Annotated in this window: 14 protein-coding genes; 8 read left to right on the top strand and 6 right to left on the bottom strand. The window is 70.9% G+C overall.

Annotated features, from left to right (window positions below; genetic code table 11):
* The 4 genes from D7V88_RS25120 to D7V88_RS25135 all read right to left on the bottom strand — a co-directional run.
* Positions 1-1089, bottom strand: a 1089-nt coding sequence (locus tag D7V88_RS25120; RefSeq protein ID WP_147448859.1) for a TPM domain-containing protein, incomplete at its 3' end; no start/stop codon positions are given.
* A 27-nt stretch (positions 1090-1116) separates the two neighbouring features.
* Positions 1117-2241 (bottom strand): TPM domain-containing protein, encoded by a 1125-nt coding sequence (locus tag D7V88_RS25125; protein WP_158625146.1) that lies wholly within the window; start codon positions 2239-2241, stop codon positions 1117-1119.
* On the bottom strand, positions 2235-2864 hold the full coding sequence (locus D7V88_RS25130; RefSeq protein WP_120543184.1) for a LemA family protein: 630 nt from the start codon (positions 2862-2864) through the stop codon (positions 2235-2237). Before D7V88_RS25130 ends, D7V88_RS25125 begins: the two co-directional genes overlap by 7 nt.
* Positions 2861-3370, bottom strand: a complete 510-nt coding sequence (locus D7V88_RS25135) for a TPM domain-containing protein (protein ID WP_158625147.1) — start codon at positions 3368-3370, stop codon at positions 2861-2863. Before D7V88_RS25135 ends, D7V88_RS25130 begins: the two co-directional genes overlap by 4 nt.
* Positions 3371-3409: 39 nt before the next feature.
* Between D7V88_RS25135 and D7V88_RS25140 the strand changes: the two genes are divergently transcribed.
* From D7V88_RS25140 to D7V88_RS25170, 7 genes are all read left to right on the top strand, one after another.
* On the top strand, positions 3410-3781 hold the full coding sequence (locus D7V88_RS25140; RefSeq protein ID WP_120543186.1) for a VOC family protein: 372 nt from the start codon (positions 3410-3412) through the stop codon (positions 3779-3781).
* A 144-nt stretch (positions 3782-3925) separates the two neighbouring features.
* Complete coding sequence (locus D7V88_RS25145) at positions 3926-5248, top strand: hypothetical protein (protein ID WP_244238382.1); 1323 nt, start codon at positions 3926-3928, stop codon at positions 5246-5248.
* A 63-nt stretch (positions 5249-5311) separates the two neighbouring features.
* Positions 5312-6253 carry a vWA domain-containing protein gene (locus tag D7V88_RS25150; protein ID WP_120543188.1) on the top strand — a complete coding sequence of 314 codons (942 nt, stop codon included), beginning with the start codon at positions 5312-5314 and terminating at the stop codon, positions 6251-6253.
* Complete coding sequence (locus D7V88_RS25155) at positions 6253-7242, top strand: vWA domain-containing protein (RefSeq protein WP_120532856.1); 990 nt, start codon at positions 6253-6255, stop codon at positions 7240-7242. Before D7V88_RS25150 ends, D7V88_RS25155 begins: the two co-directional genes overlap by 1 nt.
* 20 nt (positions 7243-7262) lie before the next feature.
* Entirely contained in the window at positions 7263-9980 is a 2718-nt protein-coding gene (locus D7V88_RS25160) for a heavy metal translocating P-type ATPase (protein WP_120543189.1), read from the top strand.
* Positions 9981-10114: 134 nt separating this feature from the next.
* Positions 10115-10987 (top strand): N-acyl homoserine lactonase family protein, encoded by an 873-nt coding sequence (locus D7V88_RS25165; RefSeq protein ID WP_120543190.1) that lies wholly within the window; start codon positions 10115-10117, stop codon positions 10985-10987.
* Between the two features lie 148 nt (positions 10988-11135).
* Positions 11136-12548 (top strand): L-serine ammonia-lyase, encoded by a 1413-nt coding sequence (locus D7V88_RS25170; RefSeq protein WP_120543195.1) that lies wholly within the window; start codon positions 11136-11138, stop codon positions 12546-12548.
* A 305-nt stretch (positions 12549-12853) separates the two neighbouring features.
* Here the strand turns inward: D7V88_RS25170 and D7V88_RS45240 are convergent, their stop codons facing one another.
* Positions 12854-15676 (bottom strand): serine/threonine-protein kinase, encoded by a 2823-nt coding sequence (locus D7V88_RS45240; RefSeq protein ID WP_120543191.1) that lies wholly within the window; start codon positions 15674-15676, stop codon positions 12854-12856.
* A 171-nt stretch (positions 15677-15847) separates the two neighbouring features.
* Here D7V88_RS45240 and D7V88_RS25180 point away from each other — a divergent pair, with 171 nt between their 5' ends.
* The gene (locus D7V88_RS25180; protein WP_120543192.1) at positions 15848-16870 is read left to right on the top strand and encodes a hypothetical protein; all 1023 of its coding nucleotides are present in this window, start codon (positions 15848-15850) and stop codon (positions 16868-16870) included.
* A gap of 43 nt (positions 16871-16913) precedes the next feature.
* Here the strand turns inward: D7V88_RS25180 and D7V88_RS25185 are convergent.
* Positions 16914-18302: TolC family protein (locus tag D7V88_RS25185; RefSeq protein ID WP_147448860.1), on the bottom strand; the 1389-nt coding region annotated here is incomplete at its 5' end.

An 18302-nucleotide genomic window follows, 5' to 3' on the forward strand; every position in this document is an offset into this window, starting at 1 on the left:
CGACCAGGACGTGGACGAAGAGGAGGAGGAGTCGCTGGACGAAGACGACGAAGAAGAAGACGACGAGGAGAAGGACGACCAGGAGCTGGACCCGGAACTGCCACCGGACCCGGCCCGATCCCAGAAGCCTTCCTTGCCCGTCACCACGAGGAAGATCCACTGCAGGAAGTGCGTGATGGCGAAGAGGATTCCGAAGAAGGGAACGCTCCAGACCACCTCCAGCACGAACCAGAGCGCCCCGCCGGGCGTGGCGTCGGCCGCACCCGTCATGAGCAGGAGCGCTGCCAGGAACGGCGCGCCCAGGATGCCCAGCCCCAGGGGCCCATCGTCCGAAAAGCAGTGGAACCCGAAGCAGGCGCCCACCACCAACACGGCATACACGGCGAGGACGTAGGCGACGGGCAGTTCAAAAAAACCCGCGCCCAGGCCAAGGCCCACCAGGGGAATCCCCACCGCCAGTGCCGCCACACGCAGGATGCGCCCGTTTCGCAGGCCCTGCGTCCTGCACCAGTCCAGCGCCCCGCCCGCCCCGAAGGCCATCGCGATCATGGCGAAGAGCACCCCGAACGAGGCCAGGGTCCTGGCCTTCTTGGAGAAGGTGGGCGGTGACAAGAGGGTGGTCGCGAACACCCCCGCCTCCGACTCCGCGCGCACGCCCGCGATGATGGACGTGAGCACCTCCGCGAGCTTCCCCTCGCGCATCCGTGGCCCCTGGGCGTCCAGCAGCACCTGGACCTCGCCGTCGGTGAGGTAGGCCTCCAGCCCGTAGCCCACCTCCAGGCGCATGCGCCGGTCGTCCTTCGCGACGATGAGCAGCAGGCCCCGGTCCTGGCCCGCGACCCCACCCCTCCAGGACCGGAAGACCTCGCTCGCGGTGTCCTCGATGGGCTGGCCGTTCGTGGTGCCCACCAGCAGCACCGCCATCTGGACCTGACGCTCGTCGCGCAAGTGCACCAGGGCGCTCGAAATGGACTCCCGCTCCTGGGCGCTCAGCATCCCGTCGGGATCCGTCACCGGATGCTCGATGGAGGGCATGGCGCCCACGAGCAACGCAGGCAGGAGCAACGACAGCAGGACGGCCTTCACCATGGGACAGACCTCGAAGAAGCGGGCCACCTACCAGGAATCACTGCCACCGCCGCCGCCGGAGGAGCCTCCCCCGCCGCTCCAGTCCGACGAGGAGCTGGAGTCACTGCTGGAATACGACGACGAGGAGTCGTAGCTCGACGATGAGGAGCTGAAGCTCCAGTCCGTGGAATAGGACGACGAAGACGAGGTGGCCCAGGACGACGAAGAGGAATCCCCGCTGCCTCCCGCGCTGATGCCCTTCACCACGGCCACGATGAAACCGAGGGCCAGGATCGCGGCGATGGACAGGAAGAGCGCCCACGCCAGCAGGCCCACCAGTCCGGCGGAGGGTGAGAGCGGCCACATCCAGCACGCCACTGACCCCAGGAGGATGCCCGCGAGTAGGACGCCTCCCACCACTCCCGACCGCTGCCGGGCCACGAACCAGCCCCCGAGGCACGCGGCCAGCATCGCGACATACACGAGGAGGATGTCCTCGAGGGCCATCTGGGAGTCCCAGGAGATCGAAACGAGCACCACCGGAGGGATCAGCACCAGCATCCCCGCCACGACCCGCATGACCGCGCCCTGGCGGGCCGAAAGCCCGCATTGGATCAGCAGCCCCGCCGCCACGAAGGCGAACACGACCAGGGTGAGGAAGAAAGCGCTCACGGCCCAGAACGGCCAGTCCGTCCCGGGCGGCTGCAGCCCGAACGGCCCCGGCGCCTGCCCACTCACGCCCGCGATGATGGCCAGCAGCGCGGCCTCGAAGCGCCCCTGGCGCAAGAGCGGGCCCTGCGCGTGCAGCAGCGTCTGGGCTTCGCCGTCCGTCAGATCCGACTCCAGCCCGTAGCCCACCTCCAGGCGCGAGCGCCGGTCGCCCTTGGCGATGACGAGCAGTACGCCATTGTCCCGCCCCGCCTCGCCGCCCTTCCAGACGCGGAAGACCTCTTCCGCGTAGTCCTCGATGGGTTGGCCGTTCGTGGTGTCCACGAGCAGCACCGCCATCTGCACCCTCTTTTCCTTGCGCAGCTTCAACAGGGACTGCGCCACGGTCTCCATTTCCTGAGCCCTCAGGGTCTCCGTCAGGTCCGTCACCGGCCGCGTGACGGAGGGCACCGTTCCCAGGAACAACGTCGGAAGCAGCAGCGACAGCAGGACGGCCTTCACCATGTGGAGACCTCCGAGGACAGCGGAAGGACGGGGGGCAGGCCGGTCAGCCGCGCCACCCATCCGGAGGGAAAGGAGGCCGCGGAGGCGTTGTAGTCCGCGGCCCGTTCGTCATAGCGGCGCTGTTCGATGGCCACGCGGTTGTCCGCGCCGGCCAGCTCCGCGTCGCGCGCCAGGCCGGGCGTGAGCGTGTCCTTGCGGGCATGCAGCGACTCGCGGCGCTCCACCACGTTGCGCACCTGCGCCCGCTGCCGCGCCACGTCCGCCAGCGTGGAGGTCAGCCCGTTGCGCACGAAGAGCCCCGACACGGCCAGCAGCCCCACGACGCCCGCGCCCACCCATGCGGCCCGGCGCAGTTGGACGCGCCGCAGCCGGGCCAGGCGCTCCTTCGCCTGGGCCTCGCGCGCCTGTTCTTCGCGGCGCCGCGACAGGGCCTCCAGCGCCTGGTCCACGTAGCGGGCGGGGATGTCCAACTCCTCGCCAATCTTGCGCACGTCGTCCGGGGTGAGCGTGTCCGGCGCCGCGTCCTTCTGCATCAGCCGCGTGGCGGTGGCGATGAGCTCGTTGACGTCGTCATAGGCGACGTCCTTCGGCGGTCCCCCACCGGTGCGGGTCGTCGTGCTCATGACTGGCTCACGGCGTCCGGCAGTTCGTTGCCCGCGACATCCGCCCCGGGTGCCGCCTGGCGAAGCTGCGCGCCAATGCGCTCCACCGCCGTCACCAGCGCGGGCAGGGACGCTCCCTCGCGGAAGCCTTGCGCCACCGCGTCCACCACCTCTTGCCAGAAGCCCGGCAGCGCGGCGCCGTGGATGCCCCGGCCCGCGTAGACGGCGGCCTGTCGGTCCTCCACCGCCACGTACAGCAGCACCCCGGTGTCCTTCGTGGTGTGTCGCATGCCCAGACCTTCAAAGAGGTGCGCGGCCCGGGACAAGGGATGAAGGCCCCTGCTGGTGCGCTCCACGTGGACGCGCACCTCCCCCCGGTGGCCCGCCTCCGCGCGGCGGATGGCCTCCACCAGCGCCGCTTCCTCCGCGTCCCCCAGGATCCGCTTCCGACGACGAAACCACGACCAGCCCATGCCGGGACGATATGCCATCCCCCACACGCGGGGTACGGGGGGCAAACGGCGCATGGCATCCCTCCAGCGCCCCGGGCAGACTGCCGCCCCCATATGGACAAGCCCCACACGACGCGGTCGTTCGTGAAGCTGCTGGTGACGGACGCCCCGGCCTCCGTGCGCTTCTATGAAGGTCTCGGCTTCGAACGCATCGCGTCGGTGCCCCCCATCATCCGCCTCCAGTGGGGCGGTGAGGCGGACGTCTACCTCATCAGTCCGCCCGCGGGCCTGAAGCTGGAGGGTAGGAAGGGCATGGGCGTGCTCGTGGGCTTCCACGCGGGCGAGGCGGGCGTGGACGCGGTGGCCGCGAAGGCGACCGCGCTGGGCGCCCCCGTGGAGGGGCCGCAGGTGCAGCCCTGGTACACCCGGGAGATCATCGTCACCGACCCGGACGGCTACCGGCTCAACTTCATCGAACCGGCCTGAGCCGGGGGGGCCGTTTTCGCTTCACGCCCGCTCCACTTAAGGGGCGTGGCACGAACGATGGAACCCACGCGGATGCGCGGACCCGGGGACGCCGCCCCACCCCTTGATTGCCCCGGCGGCTTGCGCCAGCCTGTCGCGGCCTCCGTGAGCCCTCCCCGCTACTTCGTTCCCCACGCCGCGAGCCCCGTCGAGCCCGTGCCGTGCGATGCCGCCGAGGTCGTCCACGTCATGGACGCGTTCCGCCTGGAGCCCGCGTACCTGGGCGAGGCGGAGTGGTTCGTCTGCACCGACGTCGTGGGCCAGCTCCAGCTCATCCCCGGTAGCGACCGCGCGCGGCTGCCCGCGTCCGTGCAGGCGCAGCTCGCGCACCATGAGGTCGCCGCGGGACGCCCCCCGCGCCGGCTGGCCGCGACGGAGCTGTTCTTCTTCTCCACCGAACTGGTGGAACACCCCGCGGACGCGGAGGGCTTCAACGACCCCGTCTACCTCTACGGCACCCTGACGGGCCCCTGGCCCGGCGATGCCGTGACACGCGTGCCCGGACAGCTCACCGTGAGCCGGGGCGACGTGCTCGCGGGCTTCGCGCACGGCGCCCCGGATGCCTTCCGCTACGTGAAGGACGTGGAGCGCCGCGAAACGCCCAGCGCATACCACGCGCTCCTGCCGGGCGACCGCGCGGAGCAGCTTGCCCAGGGCAAGGGGCTGGTCCTCACCTACCCCGCGGTGCCCGCCGAACTCCAGACGCACAACGTCGCCAACGGCTCGCAGGTCGCGAGCGTGCTGCACGCGGTGCTGGCCCAGTTGCAGGAGGACGCGAGGACGAACAAGGGCCCCCAGGCCATCGCCGCGTTGGACCTGCCCGTCGCCAGCCGCGCCATGGCCGTCGCGGAACTGGAGGTGAAGGGCTACGAGGTGAAGGGCGACATCGCCATCCCGCGTCCCACGAAGGGCGGGCTGGTGGGCAAGCTCTCCGGCTGGCTCCAGAACGAAGAGGTGCGCGTCCCCCGCGAAGCGCCGCTGTCGGAGTTCCTGGAGCTTTCGCGCCACGTCCTCACGCTCCTGCCCGGCTGGCCCACGGAGACGGAGCGCACGCTGCGCGCCCATGTGCTCGCGGGCACGCTGTCACCAGGCGCCGCGACACCGCGCATGCCGCCTCGCGCGCCCTTCCAGCCCGCATCCATTCCGCCGCGCCTGCCCACCCCGCCCACGCGCTCCAGTGAATGGATGAACGACTTCCTGGATGCACATGCCCGCAAGGGCGCCGCGAAGCCACGCCTCACCCGCATGCAGCCGGCACCCGCGCCGCGTCCCGCGCCCGCGAAGCCGTCGTCGTCACCCGCCGAGTGGCAGGCGGACTTCGCCGCGAACCCGCCCGCCCGTCCGGCGGACAAGCAGCCCCCGAAGCAGCAGAAGTCGCCCGCTCCGCCCGGCAAGAAGCCGGACTGGATGAACGACTTCGAGGATTGACCGCGCCCGTTGCGACGCTCGCACACGGAGCGCTAGCGTTTTCACCCTCCAGAAAGGCAGACCATGGGACACGAGAAGCCGATCGAGCCGTTTTCGGACCTCCACCGCGAAGGCGACCGCGTGCGCGCGGTGCTGCTGCACGACCCCACGGTGGAAGGCCTGGACATGGCCATCTACATGGACGCGTCCGGCAGCATGCGCGAGGAGTACAAGTACGAGACGAAGCCGCGCACGTTCCTGGAATGGATCCGCGGCGCGCCCCTGAAGGATCCCGCCAATCAGGTGGAGCCCCAGGTGCGGTGGATGTTGGAGTACCTGGCCACCAAGGACCGCAACGGCCTGCTTCGCGTGGCCTACTGGGCCAGCGGCACCAACGGCCGGCAGGTGGAGGTCGTCGGTGAGCTCAAGGGCACCGACGTCAACCAGTACAAGTTCCCCGGCGCCAAGCAGTTGGGCGGCTTCACGTACCTGGAGCCCGCGCTGCGCGACTACGTGAAGTACCTGGAGGAGCAGGTGAAGGTGGGCGCCAAGCGCGGCTGCGCCATCATCGTCACCGACGGGCGCCTCCACGACGCGGAAGCGGTGGAGAAGTTCTCCGCGGAGGTGGCCAAGAAGATCGCCACCGGAAAACTGCCCCGCATCAACTTCGTGCTGGTGGGCGTGGGCGACGACATCGACGAGGAGCAGTTGGAGCACATCGCCCACCAGGAACACCCGGGCGTGGGCCACCTGTGGTGCCACCGCATCGCCAAGGAGATCACCCAGGTCGCGGAGCTGGTCGCCGTGCTGGTGGACGAGACCATGACGGTCGCCGCCGGCGGCACCATCTACGACGACAAGGGCAAGGTGCTGAAGACGTACGAAGGCCGCCTGCCCGCGGTGCTGGAGTTCGACGTGCCCGAAGGCGCCAAGAGCTTCACGCTGGAGGTCCACGGCCAGCGCTACACCCAGCCGCTGCCCGACGAAGAGCACCACGACGAGGACGAAGACGAGGACCACCACTGATGGCCGGCCACGAAGTCATCAACCGCCCCTTCTCCGACGTCCACCGGATGGGCAACAAGGTCGTCGCCACGCTCCTGCACGACCCCACGGTGGAGGGCCTGGACGTGGCCCTCTACATGGACGGCTCCGCCAGCATGGAGAACGCGTACGGGCCGCGCGGCATCCTCGCGAAGCTCGCCCCGGTGAAGAACCAGGTCGAACCGCAGATGCAGTGGATGCTGGAGTACCTGGCCAACAAGGACCGGGACGGCAAGGTGCGCGTGACGTACTGGGCTGCGGGCGACGGCACCCAACTGGAGGTGGTGGGAGACCTCACCGGCCCCCAGGCCAAGGGCTACCGCTTCCCCGGCCCGCGCTCCTACGGCAAGGCCACGGTGATGCTGCCGGTGCTCCGCGACTTCGTGGCGCACATCAAGCAGCAGGTGTCGGAGGGCGCCAAGCGCGGCCTCGCGGTCATCATCACCGACTCGCAGATCAACGACGCCCATGACGTGACGGCCTACGCCACCCAGGTGGCCAAGGAGATCGCCTCCGGACGGCTGCCCCGCATCAACTTCGTGTTCATGGGCGTGGGCGACAAGGTGGACGAGGAGCAGATGGAGGAGATCTCCCACACCACCTATCCGGGCGTGGGCCACCTCTGGTGCCACCGCATCGCGGACCGGATGGAGGAGATGGCGGAGCTCGTCGCCGTGCTGGTGGACGAGACCATGACCGTCGCCGCCGGCGGCACCGTCTACGACGCGCAGGGCAAGGTGCTGAAGACGTACGAAGGCCGCCTGCCCGCGGTGCTGGAGTTCGAAGTGCCTCCGGACTGCAAGAGCTTCACGCTGGAGGTCGCGGGTCAGCGCTTCGATCAGCCCATCCCCGAGGACCATGGGGACGAAGAGCACCACGACGAGGACGAGGACGAGGACCCCAAGGAGGCTCCGGCAGCGCCGCCGGCCGCCGCCGCTCCCTCGCATTCACGCCGCGGTCACCGCCACTAGGGCGCGTCAGGAACACAGCCATGTCGGAGCAGAAGAAGAGCGGGTCGCGGTTTGGTTCGTTGAACATCAAGGGCCTCAAGGAGGCGCAGGGCAGCGGCAACGCCGTGCAGCTCCACGTCCACGGCCCGGGGTGCAACCACGACCACGGCTCCGGCCATGATCACTCAGGCCATGATCACCACGGTCATGACCACGGGCACGCGCATGCGCACGGCGAGGCCCACGTGCATGGCCCTTCCTGCTCCCATGGCCACGACCACGACGGGCATGACCACCACGGCCATGCCCACTCCCAGCGCGTCATCCGTCCGCCGGCCCACCGTCCGGCGGAAGGGGGCGGCACCGCGCTCCAGCTCGACCTGGAGGGCACACTGCCGGGAGAGACGGACGAACAGGGCCGCTTCGCCCGGCTGGAGGCGGCGCTGGAGTCCCAGCGGGGCATCACCGACGTGCACCTGCGCCGCGACGCGGGCTACGCGGAGGTGTGCATCCACTACCAGCCGTCGCTGATGAGCGCCTCGCAGCTCGTCACGCTGGCCCAGAAGACAGGCGGACAGGTGGCGGCGCGCTACCTGCACCACACCTGGTTCGTGCGCGGGATGGACTCCGCGGACGCGGCCCAGGTCATTGAACATGCCGTCGCGAAGATGAAGGGCGTGCTCACCGCCAGCGTCGCGTACGCGAGCGAGCGCGTGGTCATCGAGTACGACAAGGAGGAGCTGAAGCTGTCGGACGTGGAGGCCCGGGTGAAGGCGCTCGGGTACGGGCTGGAAGTGCCCATGGCGGGCCACGCCTGTTCGCACCACGCGCACGGCGGCGGACTGGCGCCGCTGCTGGAGCTGCCGCTGGTGGTCGCCTCGGGCGTGCTGCTGGCGGCGGGCTTCGTGGTGGAGCACTTCGCGCTGGCCCCGCCGCTCTGGGCCACGGTGCTCTGGGCGCTGTCGATGGCGAGCGGCGGCTTCTTCGCCATCAAGGGCTCGGTGCAGTCCATCGCGCAGCTTCGCATCGACATCGAGACGATGATGGTCGTGGCGGCGCTGGGCGCGGCGGTGCTCGGTGCGTGGTTCGAGGGCGCGTTCCTGCTCTTCCTCTTCAGCGCGGGCCATGCGCTGGAGCACCGGGCCATGGAGAAGGCGCGTCGCTCCATCGAAGCGCTGGGCCAGTTGCGGCCGGAAGTGGCGCGCGTGCGCCGGGGCTCGGACGTGGTGGAGGTGCCGGTGGCGGACGTGTCGCGCGGCGAGCGCATCATCGTGCGCCCCGGCGACCGCGTCCCGCTGGACGGCATCATCCGCGAGGGCAAGAGCTCGCTCGACCAGGCGGCCATCACCGGCGAGTCCATGCCGGTGGCGCGCAAGCCGGGCGATGAGGTGTTCTCCGGCACCATCAACTGCGAGGCGGCCCTGGAGGTGGAGGTGACGCGCCTGTCGTCGGAGTCGGTGCTGGCGCGCGTGGTGGACATGGTGGCGCAGGCGGAGGCGCAGAAGGGCAGCCGGCAGCGCTTCGCCCAGCGCCTGGAGCGCACCGTGGCGCCGCTGGTGATGGCGGCGGCGGTGGTGTTCCCGGTGGTGCTGGTGCTGACGGGCACGGAGCTGAAGGAGGCGGTGCTGCGCGCGGTGGGCCTGCTCGTCGCCGCGTCGCCGTGCGCGCTCGCCATCTCCACGCCGTCCGCCGTGCTGTCGGCGGTGGCGTCCGCGGCGCGCGGCGGCGTGCTCATCAAAGGTGGCATCTACCTGGAGCTGCTGAGCGGCATCCGCGCCATCGCCTTCGACAAGACGGGCACGCTCACCGTGGGCAAGCCCCGGCTGCTCACCACGTGGCCCGCGCCGGGCGTGACGCGCGAGGAGCTGCTCGGCACCGCCGCGAGCGTGGAGGCGCTGTCCGCGCACCCGCTGGCCAAGGCGGTGGTGGACGGCGCGGCCGAGGCGCGCGTCACCGTGCCGGTGGGCCGCGACCTGGAGGCCATCCACGGCCAGGGCATCCGCGCGAAGGTGGGCGACGACGCGGTGGAGGTGGGCAGCCTCGCGCTCTTCGCGGGTGAGAAGGTCCCCACGGATGTCGCCACGGAGGTGGCGCGGCTGGAGGAGGCGGGCCAGACGACGATGGTGGTGCGCCGCGCGGGCGTCTACCTGGGCGTGCTGGGCGTGGCGGACACGCTGCGCGGCGGCGCCCGGCAGGTGGTGCAGGAGCTCAAGGCGGGCGGCATCCAGCGCACCGTGATGCTGTCGGGCGACAACGCGCGCGTCGCGCAGTCCATCGCCACGCAGGTGGGCCTGGACGAGGCGAAGGCGCCGCTGATGCCGGCCGACAAGGTCGCGGCGGTGAAGGAGATGGGTCGCACGCACGCGGTGGCCATGGTGGGCGACGGCGTCAACGACGCGCCCGCGCTGGCGGCGGCGGCGGTGGGCGTGGCCATGGGCGGCGCCGGTTCCGACGCGGCGCTGGAGACCGCGGACGTGGTGCTGATGAGCGACGACCTGGCCAAGCTGCCCTTCGCGCTGGAGCTGTCGCGCAAGGCCACCGCCGTGATGAAGCAGAACCTGGTCATCGCGCTGGGCGTGAGCGCGGTGCTCGTCGTCGCCGCCGTGCTGGGCCTGACGAAGATCAGCCAGGCCGTGGTGCTCCACGAGGGCAGCACGCTGCTCGTCGTCTTCAACGGCCTGCGACTGCTGGCGTTCCGGCCGAAGACGCAGTCCTCGCCGCCCCAGCCCGCCACGGGGCCGCAGCCCGCCGCCGGGTAGGGCGGGTCTGCCTTCGCGAGGCCCCGGACGAATCTCGGGAGTGGACACCACGGTCAGGCGTTGGCGGCGCGCTTTTCGGCGCGCGCCGTCACGTCGCGCCGGGTCCCCCTCGCGTTCTCCCCTGGAGCGACACCATGAAGGCCCTCCGCCTGTTGTCCGCCTGTCTCGCGCTCACCGGCTGCGCCACGTCCAGGACATCCACCGGCGATGCAACGGGGGCCGCGGCACCGTCCACCGTGAAGCTCTACGCCATCGACTGTGGCCACGTTCAGGCCACCGACTTCGGCTCCATGGCGGACGATGGTTCGATGAACGGCGTCGGCGGTGAGGGCATCAATCCTTGCTACCTGATCCGCCATCCGAAGGGCGATCTGCTCTGGGACACCGGCTTCTCCGAGTCCATCGCGGACATGCCGGGCGGCCTGCGCCCCCAGGGCGCGCCCATGCGCTTCGAGGTCCCGAAGAAGCTCACCACCCAGCTCGGTGAGCTCGGGCTGGCACCGGCCGACATCGACTACCTGTCGTTCTCCCACCTGCATTTCGACCACGCGGGCAACGCCAACCTGTTCGCCAGCGCGAAGTGGATCGTGGACGTGGACGAATACGCGCAGGCGTTCTCCGAGACCGCCCGCCGTCGCGGCGAAATCACCCACTACAGCGCCCTGGAACACGTGAAGCCGGTGCTCATCGAAGGCGACGGCGCCTACGACGTGTTCGGCGACGGCACCGTGACCATCCATCAGGCCCCCGGACACACGCCCGGCCATACCGTGCTGCTGTTGAAGACGGCGAAGTCCGGCGCCGTGCTGCTGACCGGAGACCTGTGGCCGCTGCGCGAGTCGCGCGAGCGGAAGCTGGTGCCCATCTACAACAGCGACCGCGAACAGACGGTCGCGTCGATGCTCCGCGTGGAGGCGCTGGCGAAGGACTCCAACGCCCGCGTCATCCGCCAGCACGTGCTCGAGGACTTCGCCTCGCTGCCGGCGTTCCCGGCGCCGCTGGAGTAGGCGGGGATGGAGGGTTGGTCCGCCCGCGTCATGCTTGGGACGACAACTTCCCCAGCGAGCGGGCTGACCTGAAGTGGATGCATGCAGCGCGTCGCGACGGGGTGTCGCTGGGGCGGCGCGCGGCGGGCATGGCATGGTGGCCCCCGCCATGCCTGTCAGCGTCTTCGACCTCTTCAAGATTGGTATCGGTCCCTCCAGTTCGCACACGGTGGGGCCCATGCGCGCGGCCCGCACGTTCGTGGTGGGGCTTTCGGACGCGGGGCTCCTGGAGCGCGTGACGCGGCTCAAGGTGGAGCTGTTCGGCTCTCTGGGCGCGACGGGCAAGGGCCACGGCAGCGACAAGGCCGTGCTGCTGGGCCTGCGCGGCGACACGCCCGAAGGCGTGGACGTGGAGCTGGTGCCGTCGCTCGTGGCGCACTGGCGCGCGGAGGGCCGCGTGTCGCTGCTCCAGCGGCTGGCGGTGCCCTTCCGCGACGGCGAGCACCTGGTGATGCACAAGCGCAAGGTGCTGCCCTACCACCCCAACGGCATGCGCTTCACCGCGTTCGGCGACGGCGGGGAGGTGCTCGTCTCCCGCCTCTACTACTCGGTGGGCGGCGGCTTCGTGGTGGATGAACAGGCGGCGGCGGGACAGGACCCGCTGCGCGAGGAGGCCACGCCACTTCCCTTGCCCTTCAAGTCCGCTGAAGCGCTGCTCCAGCACTGCGAGCGCGAACGGCAGTCCATCAGCACGGTGATGCTGCGCAACGAGCTGACGTGGCGGAGCGAGGAGGACATCCGAGCGCGGCTCCTGCGCATCTGGGAGGTGATGCAGGCGTGCGTGACGCGTGGGTGCACGACGGGCGGCATCCTCCCCGGCGGCCTGAAGGTGGAGCGGCGCGCGGCGGCCATGTACCAGCGACTCATGAGCCGGCCGGAAGCGGGGCTCACCAATCCGTTGACGGTGCTGGACTGGGTGAACCTCTACGCGCTCGCGGTGAACGAGGAGAACGCGGCGGGCGGTCGCGTCGTCACGGCGCCCACCAACGGCGCGGCGGGCATCATCCCCGCGGTGCTGCACTACTACTGGCGCTTCGTGCCGGGGGCCAACGCGGACGGCGTGGTGCGGTTCCTGCTCACGGCCGGCGCCATTGGCTCACTCTACAAGGAGAACGCCTCCATCAGCGGCGCGGAGGTGGGCTGCCAGGGCGAGGTGGGCAGCGCGTGCTCCATGGCGGCGGGCGCGCTCACGGAGGTGCTGGGCGGCACTCCGCTCCAGGTGGAGAACGCGGCGGAGATCGCCATGGAGCACAACCTGGGCCTCACCTGCGACCCCATTGGCGGGCTGGTGCAGGTGCCGTGCATCGAGCGCAACGCGATGGCGTCCGTGAAGGCCATCAACGCCATGCGCATGGCCATGTCCGGGGACGGGCGGCACTTCGTCAGCCTGGACAAGGTCATCAGGACGATGCGCGACACCGGCCGCGACATGAAGGACAAGTACAAGGAGACCTCGCGCGGAGGCCTCGCGGTGAATGTCCTGGAAGTCGCGAACCTCAGCGTCGGCCTGCCGGAGTGCTGACCCCCCGGAACACCGGGGATTTTTCCGCGTAGGCCGGTGGGAAGGCACGGACTGGAAGCCCCCTTCCGAAGACGAAGCGTCCAAACCTGTCCGACTGTCGGACAGGTTTCCCAAGGTGTAGCCCGGCAGGGCCTCCGGCGCTCTTTTCGCCAGGCTCGCCATCGGTGAAAACCAGGGAGGATGGAACCCGGAGTGCCCTGCTGTCCGGCTTCACGGGGAGGGCTTGCGCAGAGGGACGGGGGCCCCGAGCACCACCGTGTCCCGGCAGCTGGCGCGATGGGGGGCACGAACTTCTGGCGACCGGCCTACCGCCTGCGCTTGCCACCGCGCACCGACGACACCGGCACGGCCTTCGCCTTCTTCTCGGGCCGGGCCTGGAGCCAGGACTCCACGTCCTTCGCCTGCGCCGCGCGGCCGGAGGACGTGAAGCGCGCCTGCGCCTGGGTCGCCGCGTCGCGGGCCGCCGCCTCCTCGCCTTCCTTCCACAGCGCCTGCGCCAGCGCGTAGCCGGACTCGGCCAGTGAGTCCTCCTGCGCGTCCTTGAACGTCAGCGCCTGCTGGAGCGGCGCGATGGCGTCGCGCGTGCGGCCCATCGCCAGCAGCGCCTGCCCCACGCCATCCAGGGAGTACTGGAGCAGCTCGTCGTCCGCCTCCAGCTTCGCCCGCTTCACCGCCAGCGACTCCTCGTAGTCCTTCAGCGCCTCCGGGTAGCGCTTGAGCGCGAGCAGGCTCATGCCCTCTTCATCCAGCGCCTCCGCCAGCTTCACGCTCTGGGCCCCCAGCAGCGTGCGGTGGATCGAGACCGACACGCGCGCGTGCTCCAGCGCCTGGGTGAAGTCCTTCTGCTCGCGCAGCGCCATGGACAGCGCCTGGTGCCGGCGCGCGGTGTCCAGGTGCACGGGCCCCATCGCCTTCTCCGTCTGCTGGAGCGCATCCGACAGCACCTTCACCGCCTCCGCGGACGCGCCCGTCTCCAGCAGCGTGCGCCCCAGCGTGAACGTCACCCGCGCCCGCTTGGGGTGCCCTTCCGGCAGCGCCGTCGCGAGCAGCCCGGACGCCTTCTCCAACAGGGCCCGCGCCTCCTCCGGATGGTCCTGCATCAGCGCGAGGTTGGCCTCGTTCACCTTCAGGTCGCTCTCCAGCACCGCGTCCCCGCCCACGCGCTTGAGCGTCGCGTCCCCCAGCCGCCCCCAGCGCTGCGCGAGCTCGTACTTCTCCCGCTCCCCATCCACGTAGATGAGCTTGTTCATCACGGACACGGCCAGCCGGTCCGCCCGTCCCGCCTCCGCGTCGTAGACGGCCTGCTCCAGCGCCGCGCCGCCCGCGTCCTTGTCGCCCAGCACCGCCTGCGCCCAGCCCAGGTGGAAGCGCAGCTCCGCCACCAGCGGCAGGTAGCCCGTGGCCACCACGCGCGCCTCCGCCTTCTTCGCCATCTCCAGCGCCTTGGGCATGCGGCTGGTGTCGATGCGCGCCTTCACCTCCGCCAACTGGTCTTCCAGCGCGTCCAGCTCCGCGCGCTTCGCGGGGTCCGCCGGCCGGGGCTGCACCTCCGCCAGCGCCTCCACGTCCGCGCAGTCGGAAGGCGAAGGCAGCGCGTAGACAGCGTCCAGCGACTTGTCCACGAGCGCCGCGTCCGCCGTCTGCAACGTGCCCACGAGCGCGCCCAGGTCCTTGCGCCGCCGCTCCAGACACACGAAGCGCTGGGACAGGAGTTCCTCCGTCTGCACCTCGCGCACCCGCGTGTCCTCGCAGGCCGTGGTGTGCTGCGCCGCCCACTGCGCGCCGTAGCCATCCAGCACCGCGCCCACCCGGCGCGCCATGTCCTGCGCCACCGGGCTCTTCGTCGCCAGGAACGCCTGCGTCACCTTCTCGCGGGCATCCGGGCTCCAACGCTCCGCCAGCAGCCCCTCCGCGCCAGCGCACGCCCGTGAGCGCGACCACACCGCGCCGCTCGCCACGCCCAGCACCACCGTGGCCGCCACCGCGGCGCCCACCCGCCGGTTGCGCAGGGCCCGCTTCTCCCGCTGGGCCAGCGCCTCCAGCAGCGCCGCCATGGAGCGGAAGCGGTCGCGGGGCTCCAGCGACAGGCCCTTCATCAACGCGCGGCGCACCCAGGCAGGCACCTTCGTGTCGCGCGGCGGCTCCTGGATGGGCGACGGCGGCAGCACCTGCGCCACCACCGCCTCCGTCACCCCAGGCTCGTCGGAGCCGGCCTCGCGCGGCCGCAACTGCGAGGCCACCCGGGACAGCTCGTCCGGGTCGAACGGACGGATGCCGTACAGCGCACGGTACAGCGCCGCGCAGAAGCTGAACTGGTCGGAGCGCGAGTCCAGCAGCTCGCCCCGGAACTGCTCCGGCGACATATAGGCGGGCGTGCCCATCACCAGCCCCGCCTGCGTGAGCTGCGAGTTCAGCAGGGCCCCGTCGTCCTCCGCCACCGGCCGGGTCCGCTCGCCGCCGTCCTCGTCGTCCACCTCGCCCATGGGCCGCGCGAGCCCGAAGTCGGTGACGTAGACGCGCCCGTCCTTGCCGACCAGCACGTTGGCCGGCTTGAAGTCCCGGTGCACCAGCCCCGCTACGTGCGCGGCCTCCAGGCCCCGGCCCGCCGCCAGGTACTTGTCCAGCAGTTCCTGCCACGTCCGGGGCTTCGCCTTCGTCCAGTCGCGCAGCGTGCCGCCGTCCACCAGCGCCATCGCCACGTAGACCTGGTGGTCCCACTGCCCCACCTCGAAGACCGGGATGACGTTGGGGTGGGAGATGCGCGCCATCGCCTGCGCTTCCCGCAACAGCCGCGCCCGCCCCTGCTCCAGGTCCTCGTGGCCGCCCTTCACCCGCAGCAGCTTCAGCGCCACCTTGCGGTCCAGGTCCGGATCATAGGCGGCGTACACCACCCCCATGCCGCCCTGCCCCAACACCTTCAACGGAAGGAACCGGCCCACCTGCCGCGACGCCAGCCGCTGCGCCTCCCCACCCGCGCCGCGTGAGGGACCGGACGCTTCCGGCCCCTGTCGTCCCGTTCCACTGGCCGGGCCACCCCGACCCGTACCGTAGGATTCCCGCGACGCTGAAACGTGCGGTGCGGAGGCGGGCGCGGAAGCCCCATCGTCCCTGTCATGCCGGTTCGCCATGGGTCCAGTGTACCCCTCAGTCCAGGATTCCATGGTTGTCCGCCCGGCGGACTGGCCGGTTGCGTCTGAAACCGCGCGTTCTCGTCAGATCCTGGAATTCCGACGCAACCTCCGGAGTCCTCCCTGGATAATGCGGGCAGGACACTGACGCGACACGACAGGAGACCTCCCATGGCCGGGCGATTCAACATCGGCGCCAAAATCGACTCCGCGATGGAGCGGGTGCGTCAGGCGCAAGCGCAGGCGGAGGCCCGGGCGGCGCAGATGGCTGCCGCGGCCCAGTCCGTGAAGCAGCCGCTCACGGACGCGCCGAACGCCAAGCCGCTCAACGCGAACGAGGGTCGCTACCTGGACTCCTTCCAGGAGGAGCGCGCCAAGAAGAAGGGGCTGCCGGAGCTGGCGGCCCCGCAGGCGCCGGGAGAGACGGCCCCCAGCGCGCTGCCCGCCAACGAGGCGAAGGAGGCCCAGCAGGAGAAGGGCTGGAAGACCAGCGAGCCCACCGTCGTGCAGACCAGCAAGCAGGGCTGCGCGGAGGCCACCCTCACCTTCCTGGAGCAGTCGGATGGGGAGAACGAGGCGGAGCTGAGCCAGGAGCAGGCGCGAGAGAAGGTGCGCAACCGCGCGGACACGCTCGCGGTCTCCCCCTCCGGCGTGAAGGAAATGGGCGTGGAGGTGAACCTGGATGACGGCGCGACCCCGGATGAGATGGGCGCCATCCTGGGCGGCATGGGCATCGAGGTCACCAGCGGCTCCAGCGAGTGCGACCCGAAGGCGCTGAGCGGCGCGCTCAAGAAGGGCGAATACGCGCTGGCGCTGGTGGACTCCAACGCCCTGCTCAACACGACCCTGGAGCCGGGACAGCAGAGCCAGGAGCCGGGCCAACTGCACTGGATCACCATCGACGCGGTGGACCCGGGCAAGACGAACAGCAAGGACGACGACCTCTACCGCGTGCGCGACCCCGCCAATGGCGCGTACTGGGTGAAGGCGTCGGACATGAAGAAGATCGTCTCCGAGGCCCAGGAGAAGCACGGCAGCGGCGGCATCATGACGGTGCAGAAGGAGAAGGGCCGCGCCTCCAAGGCGCCCGACGAACTCGCGGCGCTCGCCCGGCGCAACCTGGAGCGCACCGCCCCGCTCGGCGACGGCAACGGTGGCGCCAGCCGGCGCGCCAGCGTCGCCGAGTCCAGCTAGCGCTCCCCCTGCCCTCCGGCGTCACCGGAGGGCCTCCGCGCCATCAATCGTCGGACTGCGTCTGGGCCGGGACGGCGAAGCTGCCCCCCAGCGCGAGGTGGAGGTTGATGCGCTGGATGAGCTGCTCGCTGCGCACCCTCAAGAGCAGGATGCGCGCGGAATCCGCCAGCAGGGTCTGCTGGAGCACCGTGCGCAGGTCGACCTTCCCAACGCGGTAGTCGACGCTCAAGAGTTCGAGCGAACGCGCCTGGCCGGCGACCACCTTCTCCAGCAGCTCACGACGTTCGCCGAGCACCCTCGCGCTCGTCAGCGCGTCCTCCACCTCGTTCGTGGCGCGCAGGGCCGCGGCCGCGTATGCGCCCAGCGCCTCTTCCTGCTCCGCCGTCCGCACGCGCACCTGCGCCGCGAGGGCGCCACCGTGGAAGATGGGCGCCAGGAGCCCCGCAGCGATGCCTGCCGTCGGGTTGGTGAGCGTGTCCTTCAACACCACCACGTCACTGTCGACGTAGCCCACGGCGCCGGTGAGGCGCAGCGCGGGGAGCCGCGCGGCCTTGGCCTCCTCCACCCGGTTGAACGCGGCGGCCACGCGGCGCTCCGCGGCGATGAGGTCCGGCCTCCGCTCGAGCACCGAGGCGGGAATCCCCGCGGGCACCGGGCCGGGAAGCTCCACCAGGGAAGCCCTTGGCGCGAGGGCCCCCGAGGGATAGCGCCCGGCGAGCAGCTCCACCGCGCGCACCGCCTGCACCCGGGCCAGCTCGGTCTGCTTCAGGATGTCGCGGTACGAGTCCAGGCTCGCCTGCGCCAGCGACAGCTCGTTCTCGCTGGCCGCGCCCACCTGCACCCGCGTGGTCGTGAGCCGGACGAGCTCCTCGCCCATCTGGATCCGCTCCACGGCGATGCATTGCAGCAGGTGCGCTTCCGTGGCCAGGAGCCAGCCCTTCGCCAGGGTCGCCGCGAGCGACTGCCGGGCGAACTCGAATTCGGCCTCCGCCGCGGCCACCGACTCGCTCGCCGCGTTGCGGCGGTAGCGGATCTTCCCCCACAGGTCGACCTCCCACCCGGCGGAGAAGTCGATGCCCCGCAGCACGCCTTCAAACCCCTGGCCAATCCCGAGCGACCCCTTCCCTTCGATGTCGAGGGTGGGAAGCAATCCCGCGCGGGCGACGCCAAGCTGCGCCGCCGCCTGATCCACCCGCGCCGCGGCGGAGCGCAGGTCCGGGCTGTGGCGCATGGCCTCGGAGACCAGCGACTGGAGCTCCGCGTCCTGGAACGTCGCCAGCCACCCGTCCTGGATGCCACCCACCGGCGCGCCCGGGGACACCCACGCGGGGGCGAGCGACGTGTGCACGAGCGCCTGCTGGACGACCTCCGGCCCACGCGGGGGAGCGCGCGTGGGGCACCCAGAGCCGCCCCACCCCACCAGGAGCACCGC

Origin of the sequence: Corallococcus terminator, assembly GCF_003611635.1 — a bacterium.
GTDB lineage: Bacteria > Myxococcota > Myxococcia > Myxococcales > Myxococcaceae > Corallococcus > Corallococcus terminator.

What these genes read in the sequence shown, in the direction of transcription:
- D7V88_RS25170 (WP_120543195.1), top strand. Translation starts at nt 11,136, where the DNA reads ATGCCTGTCAGCGTCTTCGACCTCTTCAAGATTGGTATCGGTCCCTCC.
- D7V88_RS25150 (WP_120543188.1), top strand. Translation starts at nt 5,312, where the DNA reads ATGGGACACGAGAAGCCGATCGAGCCGTTTTCGGACCTCCACCGCGAA.
- D7V88_RS25125 (WP_158625146.1), bottom strand. Translation starts at nt 2,241, where the DNA reads ATGGTGAAGGCCGTCCTGCTGTCGCTGCTGCTTCCGACGTTGTTCCTG.
- D7V88_RS25160 (WP_120543189.1), top strand. Translation starts at nt 7,263, where the DNA reads ATGTCGGAGCAGAAGAAGAGCGGGTCGCGGTTTGGTTCGTTGAACATC.
- D7V88_RS45240 (WP_120543191.1), bottom strand. Translation starts at nt 15,676, where the DNA reads ATGGCGAACCGGCATGACAGGGACGATGGGGCTTCCGCGCCCGCCTCC.
- D7V88_RS25180 (WP_120543192.1), top strand. Translation starts at nt 15,848, where the DNA reads ATGGCCGGGCGATTCAACATCGGCGCCAAAATCGACTCCGCGATGGAG.
- D7V88_RS25130 (WP_120543184.1), bottom strand. Translation starts at nt 2,864, where the DNA reads ATGAGCACGACGACCCGCACCGGTGGGGGACCGCCGAAGGACGTCGCC.
- D7V88_RS25140 (WP_120543186.1), top strand. Translation starts at nt 3,410, where the DNA reads ATGGACAAGCCCCACACGACGCGGTCGTTCGTGAAGCTGCTGGTGACG.
- D7V88_RS25135 (WP_158625147.1), bottom strand. Translation starts at nt 3,370, where the DNA reads ATGCGCCGTTTGCCCCCCGTACCCCGCGTGTGGGGGATGGCATATCGT.
- D7V88_RS25155 (WP_120532856.1), top strand. Translation starts at nt 6,253, where the DNA reads ATGGCCGGCCACGAAGTCATCAACCGCCCCTTCTCCGACGTCCACCGG.
- D7V88_RS25165 (WP_120543190.1), top strand. Translation starts at nt 10,115, where the DNA reads ATGAAGGCCCTCCGCCTGTTGTCCGCCTGTCTCGCGCTCACCGGCTGC.